Annotated in this window: 10 protein-coding genes; 6 read left to right on the forward strand and 4 right to left on the reverse strand. The window is 72.8% G+C overall.

What is annotated here, in order from left to right:
- Positions 1 to 45: 45 nt before the first annotated feature.
- Genes WME90_RS16205 through WME90_RS16220 form a run of 4 tightly spaced genes read left to right on the forward strand, consistent with a single transcriptional unit; the run spans position 46 to position 7,932 of the window.
- Entirely contained in the window at positions 46 to 2,271 is a 2,226-nt protein-coding gene (locus WME90_RS16205; protein ID WP_437282026.1) for a type VI secretion system Vgr family protein, read from the forward strand.
- A 27-nt stretch (positions 2,272 to 2,298) separates the two neighbouring features.
- Positions 2,299 to 4,572, forward strand: coding sequence for a type VI secretion system Vgr family protein (locus tag WME90_RS16210; protein ID WP_437282027.1), 2,274 nt, complete (start codon positions 2,299 to 2,301; stop codon positions 4,570 to 4,572).
- Between the two features lie 13 nt (positions 4,573 to 4,585).
- Entirely contained in the window at positions 4,586 to 7,360 is a 2,775-nt protein-coding gene (locus WME90_RS16215) for a type VI secretion system Vgr family protein (protein ID WP_437282028.1), read from the forward strand.
- On the forward strand, positions 7,360 to 7,932 hold the full coding sequence (locus tag WME90_RS16220; protein ID WP_437282029.1) for a hypothetical protein: 573 nt from the start codon (positions 7,360 to 7,362) through the stop codon (positions 7,930 to 7,932). Before WME90_RS16215 ends, WME90_RS16220 begins: the two co-directional genes overlap by 1 nt.
- 96 nt (positions 7,933 to 8,028) lie before the next feature.
- Here WME90_RS16220 and WME90_RS16225 read toward each other — a convergent pair whose 3' ends face one another.
- Both WME90_RS16225 and WME90_RS16230 read right to left on the reverse strand, forming a co-directional pair.
- Complete coding sequence (locus WME90_RS16225) at positions 8,029 to 9,498, reverse strand: hypothetical protein (RefSeq protein ID WP_437282030.1); 1,470 nt, start codon at positions 9,496 to 9,498, stop codon at positions 8,029 to 8,031.
- Positions 9,499 to 9,564: 66 nt separating this feature from the next.
- A complete protein-coding gene (locus WME90_RS16230; RefSeq protein WP_437282031.1) occupies positions 9,565 to 10,008 on the reverse strand; it encodes a hypothetical protein in 444 nt (147 codons plus the stop codon).
- A gap of 64 nt (positions 10,009 to 10,072) precedes the next feature.
- Between WME90_RS16230 and WME90_RS16235 the strand changes: the two genes are divergently transcribed.
- Together WME90_RS16235 and WME90_RS16240 are read left to right on the forward strand one after the other, a co-directional pair.
- Positions 10,073 to 12,175 carry a hypothetical protein gene (locus WME90_RS16235; protein ID WP_437282032.1) on the forward strand — a complete coding sequence of 701 codons (2,103 nt, stop codon included), beginning with the start codon at positions 10,073 to 10,075 and terminating at the stop codon, positions 12,173 to 12,175.
- 75 nt (positions 12,176 to 12,250) lie between these two features.
- Positions 12,251 to 13,333: a PEGA domain-containing protein gene (locus WME90_RS16240; RefSeq protein ID WP_437282033.1), complete on the forward strand. Its 1,083-nt coding sequence runs from the start codon at positions 12,251 to 12,253 to the stop codon at positions 13,331 to 13,333.
- A 30-nt stretch (positions 13,334 to 13,363) separates the two neighbouring features.
- Here WME90_RS16240 and WME90_RS16245 read toward each other — a convergent pair whose 3' ends face one another.
- Together WME90_RS16245 and WME90_RS16250 are read right to left on the reverse strand one after the other, a co-directional pair.
- The gene (locus WME90_RS16245) at positions 13,364 to 14,530 is read right to left on the reverse strand and encodes a hypothetical protein (RefSeq protein WP_437282034.1); all 1,167 of its coding nucleotides are present in this window, start codon (positions 14,528 to 14,530) and stop codon (positions 13,364 to 13,366) included.
- A 319-nt stretch (positions 14,531 to 14,849) separates the two neighbouring features.
- On the reverse strand, positions 14,850 to 15,587 hold the full coding sequence (locus tag WME90_RS16250; RefSeq protein ID WP_437282035.1) for an OmpH family outer membrane protein: 738 nt from the start codon (positions 15,585 to 15,587) through the stop codon (positions 14,850 to 14,852).
- Between the last annotated feature and the right edge of the window lie 22 nt (positions 15,588 to 15,609).

The following is a 15,609-nucleotide window of genomic DNA, read 5'->3' on the forward strand; positions in this document are numbered from 1 at the left end:
GCGCCGGGGCTTGGCGCCGTCCGCCGATCGCCTACCATGCCGCCAATGGCCGCCACCTTCGCCACCTTCTCCCTGGAGGGCGACAAGCTCCCCGCGGACGTCTCCGTGACGCGCTTCGAGGCCGTCGAGGCGATCTCCACCCCCTACACGGTCGAGGTGCGCTTCGCGACGCTGGACGCCTCGTTCCGGGTCGAGGACTGCCTGCGCGGCCGCCTCTGCCTGCGCGTCGTCGACACGTCGGGTGAGGAGCGCCTCTTCGACGGCATCGTCGATCGCGCCGGCTTCGCGCACATCGTGGGCGAGAGCCGGCAGTTCGACGTCCGCCTGCGGCCCGCGCTGGCCGCGCTCGCGCACCGCGAGGGGTGCCGCATCTTCCAGGAGAAGACCATCGTCCAGGTCGCGCAGTCGGTCTTCGAGGACGCTGGCTTCGGCGACAAGGTCGAGTGGCGGATCGCGAAGGAATACGAGCCGCGCGAGTTCATCGTCCAGTACCGCGAGTCGCACCTCAACTTCGTCTCGCGGCTCCTCGAGGACAACGGCCTCTTCTATTACTTCCGGCACGAGGCCGCCGGGCACACGATGATCATCACCGACGACCCCGCCGCCTTCGAGGTGGAGGAGGGGATGCCGGTGAATTTCCGCATGGCCCAGGGCGGCCTGCCCGGGAGCCTGCCGCTCGCCAAGCTCACGAGGACGCGCGCGCTGCGCACGAGCAGCGTCCAGCTCCGGGACTACGATTTCGAGAAGCCCGACGTGAAGCCGGAGTCCGCGCTGCCCCGCAAGGAGGCAATCGCGCTGCCCTACTTCGAGTACCCCGCCGGCTTCACGAAGGGGAGCGTGGGCGCCCGCCGCGCCGAGGCCCGCCTGCGCGAGCTCTCCGCCGACGCCGACGTGTGCGAGGGCGAGAGCCGCGCGGCCCGGCTCAAGGTCGGCGAGCCGTTCGCCGTGGAGGGCGCCGCGGAGCCGTGCCTGAACGGCGAGTTCGTGGTCACCCACCTCGTCTCGCGCGGCAACCAGACGCTCACCGGCGGCGCGACGAACTACGACGTCGAGAACCATTTCCGCGGCGTCCCCAAGGGCGCGCCCTTCGCGGCCGAGCGCCGCGCGCGGCGGCCGCGCATCCGCGGCATCCAGACGGCGGTCGTCACGGGGTCGAGCACGCAGGAGCAGGCGATCCACGTGGACAAATACGGCCGCATCAAGGTCCGCTTCTTCTGGGACCGGCAGGGCCAGCAGGACCACACGTCGAGCTGCTGGCTGCGCGTCTCGCAGATCGCGATGGGCGGCTCGATGATCCTCCCTCGCGTCGGCTGGGAGGTCTCCGTCGCCTTCCTCGACGGCGACCCGGACCGGCCGCTCGTCCTCGGGAGGACCTACAACGCGGAGAAGACGCCGCCCGACGCGCTCCCCGCCGCCAAGGCGTCCGGCACGCTCAAGAGCATGTCGTCGCCGGGCGCGGGCGGCCACAACCAGATCGGCATGTCCGACACCGCGGGGAGCCAGGGGTTCGGCATCCACGCCCAGAAGGACCTCAACGTCACCATCAAGAACGACAAGGTCGAGGAGGTCACCGTCAACGAGGAGCAGCACATCAGCGTGAACGGCTCCCGCTCGGTCAAGGTCGACGACTCGATCTCCGTGGCCGGCAATCAATCGCTCGACGTGGGCGCGGTGCTCTCGCACAAGATCACCGGCAATCAGAGCATTTTGATCGGCGGCAACGACACGACCAACGCAATCAGCAACCACGTCGAGAAGATCACCGGCAACCGCGCCTATACGGTGGGCGGAAACCAGATCACGATCTCGAACGGCATCGAGCAGTCCATCACCGGGGACATGAGCCGCAAGGTCGGCGCGCTTCAGCTCTCCGGAAGCCTGGCCTCGATCAACGACAACGTCCTCGGGGGGATGACGGAGACGGTGGGCGCCGTGAAGGCGCAGATCATCAACGGAAGCCACGGAGAGCAGATCACGGCCAACAAGGACCAGACCTCGCTGGCCGCCGAGCTCCACCTCACGAAGGGCTCCCTCTCTCACGTGGCGCTGGGCGTCACCAACATGGTGGGCGGCCTCCATTATCAGAAGCTGGACGGCGATCTCGTGGTGCAGGCGCCGCTCATCACCCTCCTCGGCGCCGTCGGCTCCTTCAAGGGCGGCGGCAGCGAGCTCAAGCTCGGCGGCGGGCCGGTCGTGATCAAGGGGTCCAAGATCGCGGTCAAGGGCGCGCTGGTGGTCAAGATGGGCGCGTCGATGAAGCTCGGATCGTGAGGTCCACGGGCGCTAGTGAGGTGAAGAGTGGCTGAACATCATGTCCTCGCGATCCCCTCCGTCAGCGTGGAGGGCAAGATCTACCGGGTGCTGCGCTTCGAGCTCACCGAGCAGCTCTCGGCGCTCACCCGCCTCGAGTGCGAGCTGCTCGAGGACGAGGCGGCGCTGCCCAGGCCGAAGGAGGTCCTCGGCAAGCGCGCGGTCTTCACGCTGTCGCGCAGCGACGACACGCAGACGCGCACCTTCGCCGGGACCATCGTCGTCGCCGAGCTCGTGCCCGATCCCGACGACGTGCCCACGCTGCGGATCGAGGTCGCGCCTGCGTTATGGAACCTCGGGCAGCGCTCCGACTGCCGGATCTTCCAGGACAAGAGCGCTGTCGACATCGTGAAGGAGGTCCTCGAGGGCGCGGGCGTGCCCGCGGGCCAGCAGGACTGGCGCGTCACCGAGCCCCACCCGACGCGGGTCTACACGGTCCAGTACCGGGAGCGGGACCTCGACTTCGTGCACCGCCTCCTCGCCGAGGAGGGGATCTACTTCGCGATCCACACGAAGGGCGACGAGGACATCGTCGTCTTCGGCGACTCGCCGACCGGCCTCGAGGACATCGAGGGCGCGACCTCGCTCCCGTTCTTCCAGGACTTCGGCGTCGAGGGCTTCGCGGATCGCATCGTCCGCCTCTCGCGCGACGTCTCCGTGCGGAGCGACAAGGTGTTCGTCCGCGACTACGACCCGGAGGCGCCCGCGGTCCGGCCGGAGGCGTCGGCCGAGGGCAGCGATCCCGGGCAGCACGTGCTCGAGATCTACGAGCACCCGGCGCGGACCGTCGACGCGAGCGTGGCGGAGCGGCTCGCCAAGGTGCTGCTCGACTCGGTGCAGGCGGAGCGCGACGTCGTGCACGGCGAGACCGGCTCGCTCGCGCTGCTCCCGGGCCGGCGCTTCTCGGTGGACGGCCACCCCTACGACCCGCTCAACCAGGAGTACCTCGTGGTCCGCGCGCGCATCGCCGGCAGCCGGCCGCGGAATTTCGAGCTCTCCGGCACCGCCGGCGCGGACGACGGCGCGCGCGACCTCCGGTCGAGCTGCGAGTTCTGGGGCGTGCCGACCGGGACCACCCGCTACCGGCCCCCGCGGCGCGCCCGCGAGCAGGTCATCCCGGGCGCGCAGACCGCGATCACCACCGGGCCCTCGGGGCAGGAGATCCACACGGACGCGGGCGGACAGGTGAAGGTCTCCTTCCACTGGGATCGCTCCGGCAAGAAGGACGACACGTCGAGCCGCTGGATCCGCACGAGCCAGGTGCCGACGGGCGGATCCATGCTGCTCCCGCGCGTCGGGTGGGAGGTCACCGTGCGCCACGTCGAGGGCGACGCGGATCGGCCCTTCGTGCTGGGTCGCATGTACAACGCGCTCACGCCGCCGCCCTACGCGCTCCCGAAGGAGGCCGGGAAGAGCTCCCTCCAGACCGCGACGACGCCGGGCGGGGGCAGCACGAACGAGCTCCGGATGTCGGACGCGAAGGGCGGCGAGGAGATGTTCATCAACGCCTCGAAGGACATGTCCACCGAGGTGAAGAACAACGCGACCGAGTCGATCGGCAACAACCACGCGAAGAAGATCGGCGCCGACCAGACGACGAACGTCACGAACAGCATGACGACGAGCATCGGGTCGAACCAGACGATCCTGGTCGCCGGCAACCAGTCGATGAAGATCGAGACCTTCCACGTGGACGACGTGGGCGGCGACCACACGCTCTCGATCGGCGGGAACCGCGACATGAAGATCGGCGGGGATCACAAGCGCGACGTCACCGGCGACAGCGCGCTCACGGTGTCCGGCAACCAGATCGACCTCGTGGTCGGCTCGGTCACGGATCAGACCCTGGCCGCCTTCAACCACGAGGTCGGCGCGGCGCTTGTCGAGCTCGCGCTGGGGCACCGCTCCGTGACGGTCCAGGGCGACCGGAGCGAGACGGCCACCGGCGCGAAGGTCATCGCGGTCAAGGCGGGCCGCGGCGTCCAGGTCGGCGGATCGATGAACGTGAAGGTCGGCGGTGCGATCGTCAACGTGGCGAACGGCGATCGCGTGGAGAGCTCGCTCGGCACCTACACCGAGCTCGCGGGGGGCGCGCAGATCGTCAAGGCGAACAACGCCGTCTTCGAGGCGAGCGGGGCGCTCACGCTGGTCATGGGCGCGTCGATCCTCTCGCTGACGCCCGCGAGCGTCGCGATCATCGGCGTGTCCGCGAAGCTCGACGGCGACGTCTCCGACACCGCCGCGCTGGTGCTCGACAACTGAGGAGGAGGCGAACGTGGCACGCGAGACGATTGCGCACTTCACGATCGAGGAGGTCCCCGCGGCCCGGGTGCTCCGCTTCGAGTCGATGCACGAGGCGGGCAGGCCGCTCGTCCTCGACGTCGAGGTGTACCTCCACGCGTACCAGGAGCTCGACGCGATGATCGGCAAGCCCGCGGCGCTCGCCTTCGGCGCGCCCGGAGAGGCGCCGCGCGTCATCGCGGGCACGGTCGAGGCCGCGACCTCGATCGGCTCCACCGAGGCCGGCGTGGAGGGGCTGCTGGGCGTCCGCTATGCCGTGCGCGTCGTCTCCTCGCTCGCGCTCCTCGCGCGCAGCGTCGACTCGCGGATCTTCCAGGAGATGAGCGCCAAGGAGATCGTGGCGCAGGTCCTCGAAGATCACGGGATCACCCGGATCGCGTGGCGGCTGAGCGGCGACTGTCCGAAGCGTGAATATTGCGTGCAGTACCAGGAGAGCGCGCTCGCGTTCATCTCGCGGCTCATGGAGCACGAGGGCATCTACAGCTTCGTCGAGGTGGACTCCGAGGGCGAGCTCCTCGTCTTCGACGACGACAGCACCGCCGCCGGGCCGATCCCGGGCGACCCTGCGCTGCCGTTCCGCCGGCGCACCGGGCTCATCGCGGCCGACGAGCGCGACGCGATCTACGCGATCCGCGAGCTCGAGCGGGTGCGCTCCGGCAAGTTCGTCCTCCGCGATTTCGACTTCAAGCGGCCGAAGCTCGATCTCACGGTGAGCGCGGCGTCGGGCGAGAACGACGCGCTGGAGCGCTACGACTACCCGGGCGGCTACTTCGAGCCGAGCGAGGGGGAGCGGCTCGCGCAGATCCGGCTGGAGGAGGAGCAGGTCGAGCGGCGCACGATCGAGATCGACGCGGTCTGCCCGCGCCTCGCGGTCGGCCAGAAGCTCAAGATCACGGACTCCGGCGAGCTCGACGGCGAGTACTTCCTCTTCGCGGTGACGCACACCTACGTCCACGGGGACGAGGGCGCGCAGGGCGGCGAGCGCGCCGCGCCGCGTTCCAGGGTGCGGGCGCGCCTCGTGCCGGCTGACGTGAAGTACAGGCCGCGGCGCATCACCCCGATCCCGCTCATCGAAGGGCCGCAGACCGCGACGGTGGTGGCGCCTGCCGGCTCCCAGCCCGAGGCGATCCACACCGATGAGTTCGCTCGCTGCAAGGTAAAATTCCACTGGGATCGCAGCGACGTGACCGACGACAAGGCGTCGTGCTGGATGCGGGTCGCGCAGCTCCAGACGTCCGGCTCGATGATGCTCCCGCGCATCGGCTGGGAGGTGATCGTCGAGTTCCTCGAAGGGAACCCGGATCGTCCGATCGTGACGGGCCGCCTCTACAACGGCGTCACCATGCCGCCGTACGCGCTGCCGGAGGGCAAGACCCGCACGGCGATCCAGACCTCGAGCACGCCGGGCGGGGGCGGGGCCAACGAGATCCGCTTCGAGGACAAGGCGGGCTCCGAGGAGATCATGGTCCACGCCCAGCGCGACATGAAGACGGTCGCGGCGAACAACGCCAAGCGGAACATCGGCAACAACGAGACCACGGTGGTCGGGAACAACGCGTCGCTCGAGGTCGGCGGCAACCAGACGACGAAGGTCACGAAGGGCTCGTCGAGCACGGTGGGCGCGGATCAGACGATCACCGTGGGAGGCAACCGCAGCGTCGAGGTGAACGCGGTGTCGGCGCTGACGGCGAAGGGCAACGCGACGACGACCGTCGGCGGGAACCAGTTCGAGATGGACGGCAACCCGCTCGAGGCGATGCTCGCGCTCGCGGCGCAGGCGGCGGTGCAGTTCGCGAGCGTGATGGCCAACAACGCGATCTCGGCGATCCAGGGGCAGGTCGACGGCGCCATCAACCAGGTGATGGCGCCCATCAACGGGCTGACCCAGAAGGTCGCGGGGGTCTCGGGCGCGATGCAGGCCGTCGCCGGCGGGGACATGAGCGGCATGCCCGCGATGATCGCGGGCGCGTCGGGCATCCCCGGCGCGGGCCAGCTCGCGGCCTCGATGGGCGGCGGCGGGGGCGGAGGCGGGGGCGGCGCCGCCGGCGGCGCGCCGGGCGGCTCCGGCCCGCCCAACATGCTCGCCGCGATCGCGTCGAACGTGGCGCACAGCAGCCTCGCCGGGAAGGTCTTCGTGAAGCCGGAGGCGCTCGCCTCGGCCCTCGGCATGGACGGGGGCGGCGGCGGCGGCTCGTCGATGGAGAACGCCGGCGGGCCGGACGGCGCCGTCGATGGCGTCGACGCGACCGATCGCGAGAAGGGGTCGGGGCACTCGACCGCCAAGGTCACGGGCACCCACAAGGAGGACGTGGGCTCGATGAAGATCCTGGGCGCGATCCAGGACATCGACAACAACGTGACGGGCAAGAAGACGATCGACGTCGGCGCCGCGACGGTGCAGGTCGCGTTCGGCAGCTACGCGGAGAGCGTCACCGGCTCGAAGAACGAGAAGGCGACGGGGCTGATCGTCCTCAGCAACGCGGGCGAGAGCGAGACGATCGCCGGCTCGCGCACGGCGATGGTGGGCGGCGCGGTCGTCGACAAGCTCAAGGGGTCTCACGTGGTGCAGGCCGTGGGCCCTGCGACGTTCATCGGGGCGTTCCACAAGGTGGAGGCGAAGGGCGCCATCGTCTTCAAGTGCGGCGCCAGCGAGGTGGTGATCGACGGCGGCGGCGTCACCATCACGTCTCCGCTCGTGACGATCCTGGCGCCGAAGATCCAGCTGCCGAAGAAGGTCTCGGAGGTCTGATGGCGGCCCAGTTCGACGGTGGCTCGCGGGAGGCCGGCGCGCCGCTCTCGCTGGAGGAGGCGGACGCCGGGTCCCCGGCCGAGGAGGCGTCCGAGTCGCCGCGCGTGACCCTGGACGACGTGCTCGCCGAGCCGGCCGCGGCGCCGCTGCCGGCGCGGAAGGCGCAGCCGCTCGGCGCCGCGATGCGGACCGCGCGCGTCGCCTCGATCGCGGGGCGGAAGGCGTCGATCCACGTCCGCGGCGCGGAGGGGCCCGTCGACGCCCAGATCGCGCCCGACGTCGACCCCGAGGTGATCGCCGACGCCCGCGCCCGCGGCGACGCCGTGCTCGTCGAGCTCTGCGAGGGCGAGCCCCCGCTGATCGTCGCGGCCCTGACGACGCAGCGGCCGCACACGCTCCACCTCAAGGCGACCACCGTCGCCATCGAGGCGGAGCAGGAGCTGCTGCTCCGCTCCGGCCGCGGCGCGGTCCGCATCCGTCAGGACGGCGACATCGAGGTCGTGGGCAGCCGGATCAGCGCCGCGTCGCGGGGACTGTTCCGGATCGTGGGGAGGCTCTTGCGGCTGAATTGACGGCGCGCACGGCTCGCGTCTGCCGAGGCATTACCCATCTCACGGCAAGTCGTTTATCCAGCATGTGCCCGAAAGCCAGTCCGCGCGCATGTGCCGTCAGCTCTGCGCGCTCTGCGCGACGAGCGCCTGCCACTGCGCCTTGAGCGCCGGATCGGACTGGAAGCGCTCGTTCCACAACCTGTGGAGGGCGATCCAGCTCTGCGGGGTCAACCCGTAGTGGCTCTGGATCTGCGGGATGTGATTCGGATGGTCGCGCACGTCCGCGCAGAGGCGCGCGTACCGCGCGAGGGAGATCCGCTCCACGCGGCGCATCGTCTCCTCGTCTTCCGCGCCGGCGTGCGCTTGCGTGGCTGGCTCCGAGGGCGACGGGCTCGCGGGCGGATCCAGGACGGAGCTCGGTTGAAGGAAGGGCAGTGCCCAGCGCCCTGTCTGGATCTGAGGTGGCTGCGGGGCGATCTCTCCCCTGACGGGCTCCGATGGCGCGGGAGACGGGGCTGGACGAGCGAAGGGCAGGGCATTGTCGGCCGGCGGCGAGGAGGCCGGTCGCGAGAAGGGCAGGGCGTTGTTGGGCGGCGGCGAGGAGGAGGCCGGTCGCGAGAAGGGCAGGGCGTTGTTGGGCGGCGGCGAGGAGGAGGCCGGTCGCGAGAAGGGCAGGGCGTTGTCGGCCGGTTGCGAGGAGGAGGCCGGTCGCGAGAAGGGCAGGGCGTTGTCGGCCGGTTGCGAGGAGGAGGCCGGTCGCGAGAAGGGCAGGGCCGAATCGATCGGAGGGACAGGTGCCGTGTGGGAGAAGGGCAGGGCCGAATCGATCGGAGGGACAGCGGCCGTGCGCGAGAACGGCAGGCCTTTGTCGGCCGGCGCGATGACCCTGCCGATGCTCGTCATGTCCATCTCCAGGCTCTCTTCCGCTGACGTCGCCGTACCCTCGACTGCGGGCGCGCTCGACACGTCTTGACGGAATGGCAGCGCATCCCGGGTCGGGACGCCCGTCGTGCCGAGGAGCGTCATGCGGCTTCGCGGCGGCTTCGATGGCAGCGTCAGGATCGCCGAGGGCGCCGGTACGGGCGGCTGCGGCACGGCCGGCAGCGGCTGCGGCACGGCCGGCAGCGGCGACGGCTGCACCATCCCGGGCGGCGGCGGTGCGACGGCGCTCGGCCTCGCCCAGGGAGAGCGCGCAGCCCCCTCGTCGCTCACGCCCGCGGCAGGCAGCGGCGTCGCCCCTTCCCGAGGCGCCCCCTGCAGCGGGGCGATGCGCGCCGCAGGCGCCACCGGCATCGGCCCTTCCAGCTTCCTGCGCGCGCGCCGCGCCTTCTCCTCGGCGCGGCGCTTCTGCGCGGCGACGAGCTCCAGGTATCGCCGGCTCGTTCCCAGCTGCCCCTGCGCGGCTTGCGCGGCGAGCCTCGACATCCACCGCTCCCGCTCCGCCTCCCACGCCGCGGCCGAGAGCCCCGCGTCGGCCAGCACCTCGTCCCGCGGCAGGCCCGCCTCGAGGGCCCCGGCCACGGCGGCGAGCTCCTCGAGCGGCATCGATCGGATCTCCTCCTCGCCCTCCACCATGTCCACGAACATACCCCCTCGTCGCCGCCGGGCCGCGCGCTGGGCAGCCCGGCCGACGTCGCCGCGCGGCCGTCCTCGTTACCTCATCGCCCGCTGAAACTGCGCCATGAGCGCCTCGTCCTCGAGCATCGCCGCGGTCCATCGCTGCTGCGCGCCCAGGTAGTCCTCGAGCGTCAGATCGAGGCGGCTCAGCACCGTCGCCATGTCGGTGCCCCGCTTCAACTCGCGCGCGGCCTCGAGGAAGCGCTCGAACGACAGCTCGCTCTTCGCGCGCGCGCGCTGGGCCCTCGCGAACGCCTCGGCGAAGGCAACGACGAGCGGCGGCACGCCCACGTCCTCCCCGTCCTCGTCGTCCGCCTCGGAGAGCCGCGCCTGCCAGGCGTCGTCGAGCGCCTCCCATCCGGCCTCGTCGAGCCCGTGCTCCGCGAGGAGCGCCGCGCGGTCGGCGCTCGGGTCGGCGAGCTGGGCGGCCAGCGTCGCGTAAGCCTCGACGTCGTCGACGCCCTGCGGAGGAGCTTTCATCGCCCGGCCAGGCTACCTCAGCACGCGCCTTGGGGCCTCCTTCGCGCAGGTGTATTCATGGCGCGTGTCCTTCTCGTACCTGCCCTTCGTCGCGCCCGGCGGTCAGGAGGGGCAGCCCTCCGCGCCCGCCGGCGCGGACCTGCTCGCCCACGACACGCTCGAGAACGCGCACGCCGCGCTCCGCCGCGCAGCGCTCTCGCTCGAGCACGACGTCGAGCCCGTGACCGACCTGACCGGGCCGGCGCGCGCCCTGGAGCGGGCCCTCGGCGCGATCTACGACGCCTTCGACGGCCGCGCAGAGCGCACCGGCGCCGCGCGCGTCGCCCTGGCGGAAGTCGACGGCGTCGCCGCCCAGATCGGGGGAGCCGTGGGGCTCGACGCGGGCCTCGCGGCGGTCGATGAGTCGCTCCGGACCGCGCGCGGCTGGCTCGAGCAAGCCGCGGCGCGGCTCGCCCTCGTGCCGCCCGCGCCGCCGATCGACCTGCCGCCGATCCTGGCGAGCCGCGACCGGCCTCGGCTGCACGCCGTCCAACGGGCGTCGATCGTGCCGCAGATCAAGGTCCCGGAGCCGCCCCCGGCCGAGCTCGTCGCGAAGCCGCCGCCGCCGATCCCGCCGCCGCGGACGTTCGAGGAGCTCAAGGCCGCCGTCGAGGCGCTGAAGCAGCAGGCGCCCGCGCCCGGCGCGCTCCCCGCCGCCGCCGAGGTGCGGCCGCCCGCGGCGCGCCCGGACGAGGGCGCGGCGCACCCTGCGCCGCCGGGCTTCGCGCAGGAGATCGGCGCCGCGATCGACGATCTCGCGTTCCTCCGCGCCCGCGCCCGCGAGTGCTTCGAGGAGGTCGCGATGGTCGGCATGCAGCGGGCGCCCCTGCTCGGCGATCCGTTCCGCGGGGCGCTGGTTCTCGAGCGGCGCATGCTCGCGGCCATCGACGTGATCGCGGCGATCGGGGCGCCGGCGATCGAGCACGTGCCGCGGCTCGTCGCCGACGCCCCCGTGAAGGACGCGAGCGTCGGCTTCGCGAGCGCGATGGTGCTCGGCTGCTTCGCGGGCCGCGACGCGCTCGCCGCGGCGGAGCTCGCGCTGCTCCGGAGCGGCAAGGACAGGGCGTTCATCGACGCGCTGGGCGCTGCCCTGAAGCTCGTCCCGCACGAGCTCCTGCCGCTCGCGCTCCGCAGCCTGCTCCGCGAGCCCGAGCCGCTGGTCCGCGCGATGGCGATCGACGTCCTCGCCTACCGCGGCCTCGCGACCGAGGACGAGCTCGTCGCGGCGGCGTCGGACGACGCGGTCCCCGTCGCGGCGTGCGCCCTCCACCACCTCGGCTGCACGCCGGGCCCCCGCTTGCCCGAGCTGATCCAGCGCGCCCTCGCGGCGCCGGATCCGGCGCTCCGGGAGGCCGCCTGGACGGCCATGGCGCTCTCGGACCACCCGCACGCCCCGCTCGCGCTGCGCGCCGCGCTCGACGAGGCGGAGGGCGCGGACGCCGCGGCGCTCCTGCTGGCGCTCGCGGGCGACGAGGCGGACGCGCGGCTCCTCGCCTCGCGCGCCGTCGAGGCGCCGCGCCGCGGCCTGATCTTCGCCGTGGGCTGGGCCGGCGCGGCCGCCGCCGTGCCGCTGCTCATCGATCTGCTCGAGCGCGACGTGGACGAGGACGTCAAGCTCGCCGCGGCCTATGCGCTGGAGCGGATCACCGGCGCGGGGATGTGGGAGGAGGTCGCGGTGAAGGACGAGGAGATCTTCGTGTCCGATCCGCCCGAGCCCGACGTGGGTGAGCCTCGCGAGCTCAAGCTCGCGCAGCTGGTCAGCGATCCCAACGATCTGCCCGAGGCGCCGGCGCCTGAGATGGCGGAGCAGCCCACGGTGGACGCCGCGCGCTGGCGGGCTTTCTGGCGCGAGCGCTGCCAGGGCTGGGACATGAGCGCGCGCTACCGCCGCGGGCGCCCCTACACGCCCGAGGTCGTGCTCGACGAGCTCGACACGGGGCGGGTCACCCCCGGCGAGCGCCGGCAGCTCCAGCGCGAGCTGATCATCCGCACCGGGCAGCTCGTGCGCTTCGATCCGCACGACTTCGTGGTGGTGCAGGAGGAGGCGATCCAGGCCTGGCGGCCCATCGCGGCGCGCGCGTCCAGCGCCCCGGGCCGCTGGACGCGGCCCCGCAGGCGCGTAGGGTAAGCAGCTCGTCGGCGCGCGGACGTCGGCGCGCCGGGCCGAGGGCGAAGCGGGGCGCCGCGCCCGCCAGGGGGATCCATGGAGCGACGGGGACTTCGGAGGAGCAGCTGGCAGCGGGTCGCCTCGGCCGCGGCGCTCGGCGTCGCGCTGATCGCGCCTCCCTCGGCGAGGGCCCAGTCCAAGGACGAGCTCGCGGAGGCGCGGGCGCTCTTCCAGGAGGGCGTCGCGCTGAGCGCGGCGAACAACTGCGCCGCGGCGCTCGCGAAGTTCCAGGCGGTCGCGAGCGTCCGGCGGACGCCGCAGGTGCTGTTCAACATCGCGGAGTGCGAGGCGCGGCTCGGCAAGCTCGTCTCGGCGCTCGGCAACTACCGCATCGCCGCGGCTGCGGCCGACGGGGACCCCCGGGCGAACGACGTCAGCGCGCACGTCGGCGCGCGGATCGACGACCTCGAGGCGCGGATCCCGAAGCTCGCGATCCGCCGCGGCGAGGGGGCGCTCACCGCCACGATCCTGCTCGACGGCGCCGCGCTCGGCGCCTCGGAGATGAGCGCCGACATCCCGGTCGATCCCGGGCCGCACGTGATCTCGGCCCGGATCGGCGATCGCGAGGTGGCGCGGGAGATCGTGACGCTGGAAGAGCGGGACGCGAAGACCGTGGAGATCACGATCGCCGATCCGCCCGCGGCGCCGCAGCCCGCGAGCCCGCTGCCGGGAGGCGCGAAAGCGGAGGCGCCGCCGACGGGCGCGCCGGCGCCGCGTCCATCGAAGGTGCCGGGCCTCGTGGTGCTCGGCGCCGGGATCGCGAGCGGCGCCGTGGGTGGGGTCTTCCTCGGCCTCCGCGCGGGCACGCTGAGCGATCTCGACGCGCGCTGCGGCGGCGACAGGAGCTGCCCTCCTTCCGCCAGGCCCGTCGCCGAGCGCGGCCGGCTCTACACGGGCGTCGCCGAGGCGGCGATCGGGCTCGGTGTCGCCGGCGTCGCCGCGGGGATCACCCTGCTCGTGCTGAGCGGCAGCGCAGCCGCGGCCGAGCCGGACACCGGCGCCCGCGCGGCCGCTGCTGCTGCCGGGCGGCGCGCCGGCGCGGGCGTCCGGCGCGCGGAGGTCCTGCCGCGAGCGCCCGGCGCCGACCTCGCGGGCCTCAGCGTCGCCGGCAGCTTCTGAGGCCGGGCGCCCTCGGGGGTCGTGGGCGCGTCAGGTGCCGCAGCAGAACGTCCGCGGGTTCGCGCCGCGGGCCTCCCCGCTGGGCGTGCCGCCGCTCGGCGTGCACGCGCCGCCGGCGGGCGCGCCGAGCGATGTCACCTTGCGGCCCACGACGGAGGGATGGGCCTCGAGGTCCACGCAGCTGCCCGCGAGAAGCTCGGTCACCTGCGTCGAGCAGGTGTGCAGCTGCACGTCGGAGTAGAGCGAGACGGTCGTCGGGCACGCCCCGCCCGACGGCGCGCCGCACGCGCAGTCGTCGTCGCAGCTGCGGGTGTCCTCGACGTCGGTGAAGAAGACGTGCCGCTCCGTGTAGGGGCCCGGCGGGCAGTTGGCGTCGCCGTCCTTCGCGATGCAGAGGCCGCGCTCGAACGGCGCCGCCGGCCTCGGCGCGCAGACCTGTCCGAGGTTGCAGCCCCGGCCGAGCGGCTCGGCCGCCGCGCACGCGCGGCCGAGCCGTGTCCACCTGGGGTCCTGCTTCTGAACCTGCACGGCGTTCGGCGCGCACTCGCCGCCGGAAGCACCGAGCGGGCTCACGCTGACCGACACGGCGCACGGAGCGCCGGTCGTCGTCGAGCACTCCGCGTTGCTGCTCGGCCCGCAGGTCAGCCTGTCGCCGAAGACTCCATCGGGGCCCTTGCACACCTCGGCCTGCCAGCCGGGCGTCGTGAGCGGGAAGAGGCAGTGTGGCTCCGACCCGCACGGCGCGTCCGCGACGGTGATCGTGAGCTCGTCGACCGGATCACACGCCTGCCCCTCCGCTGGACCGCACGAGCACGCGCAGCTCGCCGGTGGCGCGGACAGGCCGCGGTTGCCGGCGAACGGCTGCCCCGCGGCGAACTCGGGTGGGCAGCCCGGGTCCATCGCGGGCTCCCCGTTGAACAGCGCGAAGTAGCCGCTCCAGCCCTCCGGCACGGCCGCCGTGCACGCGAAGTCGCCGCACGCTGGATCTGCGCAGTCGATCCGGCCATCGTCGTCGTCGCCGTTCGCGCAGTCCTCGACCCTCGCCCCGGAGCCGCTGCTGGCGCCTCCGGCAGGCTCGGGCTCATCGAAGGTGTACTCGGGGTACAGGCAAGCCGCGGGCGCAGCGAGGGCGCCCGCGGCGCCGAGCCCGATGCAGGCCGTGAGGCGCGCTCCCCGGCCGACGAGAAAAGAGCCCACCGAACCACCTCCGTGCGAGGGTGTCCCGCCGCGCGGCGCTCGCGCTTCGTGCCCCCGCACAGTTGAGCTCGATCCGCGCGGCGAGCCACGAGCGCCTGCCGAGCGGCTTACTCTACGTCTCCGCTGCGGGATGGCAACGCAGGGGCGCTCCCCGGAGACGGAGGAGCCGTCGCACGCTGGCAGGAAGACGCTGCAGCGCGCGTTCGCGATCCTGCGCGATCGTATCGAGGGGGAGCACCCGCGGAGGCGGGCGGGAGATGCGGAGGGGCGGAGCGGCGCCGCGCGCGGGCCGCTCCAGGGCGATCGCGACGTGGCGCCGCTACTTCTTGGCCGGCGCGGCCGGCTTCGCCGGGGCGGCGGGCGGCGCGCCCTTAGCCGGCGGCGCGGCCTTCGCGGGCGGCGCCTCGCCGGTCTGCCCGCTGTTGTACATCTGGATGGCGCGATCGGTGAGCTCGAGATCGGCGCGGTAATAGGGCACGGCCGACTTATCGAGGATGAGGTCGTAACCCTCCTGCGCCGCGAGGCGCCGGAGGAGGCCGAGCACCTTCTGCAGGATCGGCGTGGTGAGCTCGCCCTCTTTGCGCTGCATCTCGCGCTGATAGTCGACCGTCGTCGCCTGGAACTCGGCGGCCTGGCGCTGCCAGGTCTCGAACCTGCGCTGGAGCGCGTCCTTCGGCGTCTTGCCCGCCTGCGCCTCCTTGTCGAGCTTGTCGCGCTCGTCGTCGAGCGCGCGCCGCTTCGTGTCGAGCTCGACCTGACGGCTGTCGAACAGCTTCTTGAGCGTCGCCTGGACGCGGAGCCCCTCCTCGGTCTCCAGCATGGCGCGGCGCACGTCGACGACGGCGATCTTCGACTGCGCCGATGCGGGCGCGGCCGACAGCAGCGCCGCGCCGCCGAGCGCCGCAGCGGCGAGCAGCGGCAGGACGCGCGCCGTGAGCCGCCGGCCCGGGGTCGGGCGGGCTGCCAGCGCAGCACCCTGGCTCGCGCCGGCCGGACGCGCGGGGGTGAAGGACGTGGAGCAGCGGGCGACGGGCCGCTCAGGAGCGTTGTTTTGCATCGCGGATGGCCTTAGCTACCTG

The organism is Sorangium sp. So ce375 (genome assembly GCF_051473855.1).
Classification (GTDB): Bacteria; Myxococcota_A; Polyangia; order Polyangiales; family Polyangiaceae; genus Sorangium.

What these genes read in the sequence shown, in the direction of transcription:
- WME90_RS16205 (WP_437282026.1), top strand. Translation starts at nt 46, where the DNA reads ATGGCCGCCACCTTCGCCACCTTCTCCCTGGAGGGCGACAAGCTCCCC.
- WME90_RS16220 (WP_437282029.1), top strand. Translation starts at nt 7,360, where the DNA reads ATGGCGGCCCAGTTCGACGGTGGCTCGCGGGAGGCCGGCGCGCCGCTC.
- WME90_RS16225 (WP_437282030.1), bottom strand. Translation starts at nt 9,498, where the DNA reads ATGTTCGTGGACATGGTGGAGGGCGAGGAGGAGATCCGATCGATGCCG.
- WME90_RS16230 (WP_437282031.1), bottom strand. Translation starts at nt 10,008, where the DNA reads ATGAAAGCTCCTCCGCAGGGCGTCGACGACGTCGAGGCTTACGCGACG.
- WME90_RS16240 (WP_437282033.1), top strand. Translation starts at nt 12,251, where the DNA reads ATGGAGCGACGGGGACTTCGGAGGAGCAGCTGGCAGCGGGTCGCCTCG.
- WME90_RS16250 (WP_437282035.1), bottom strand. Translation starts at nt 15,587, where the DNA reads ATGCAAAACAACGCTCCTGAGCGGCCCGTCGCCCGCTGCTCCACGTCC.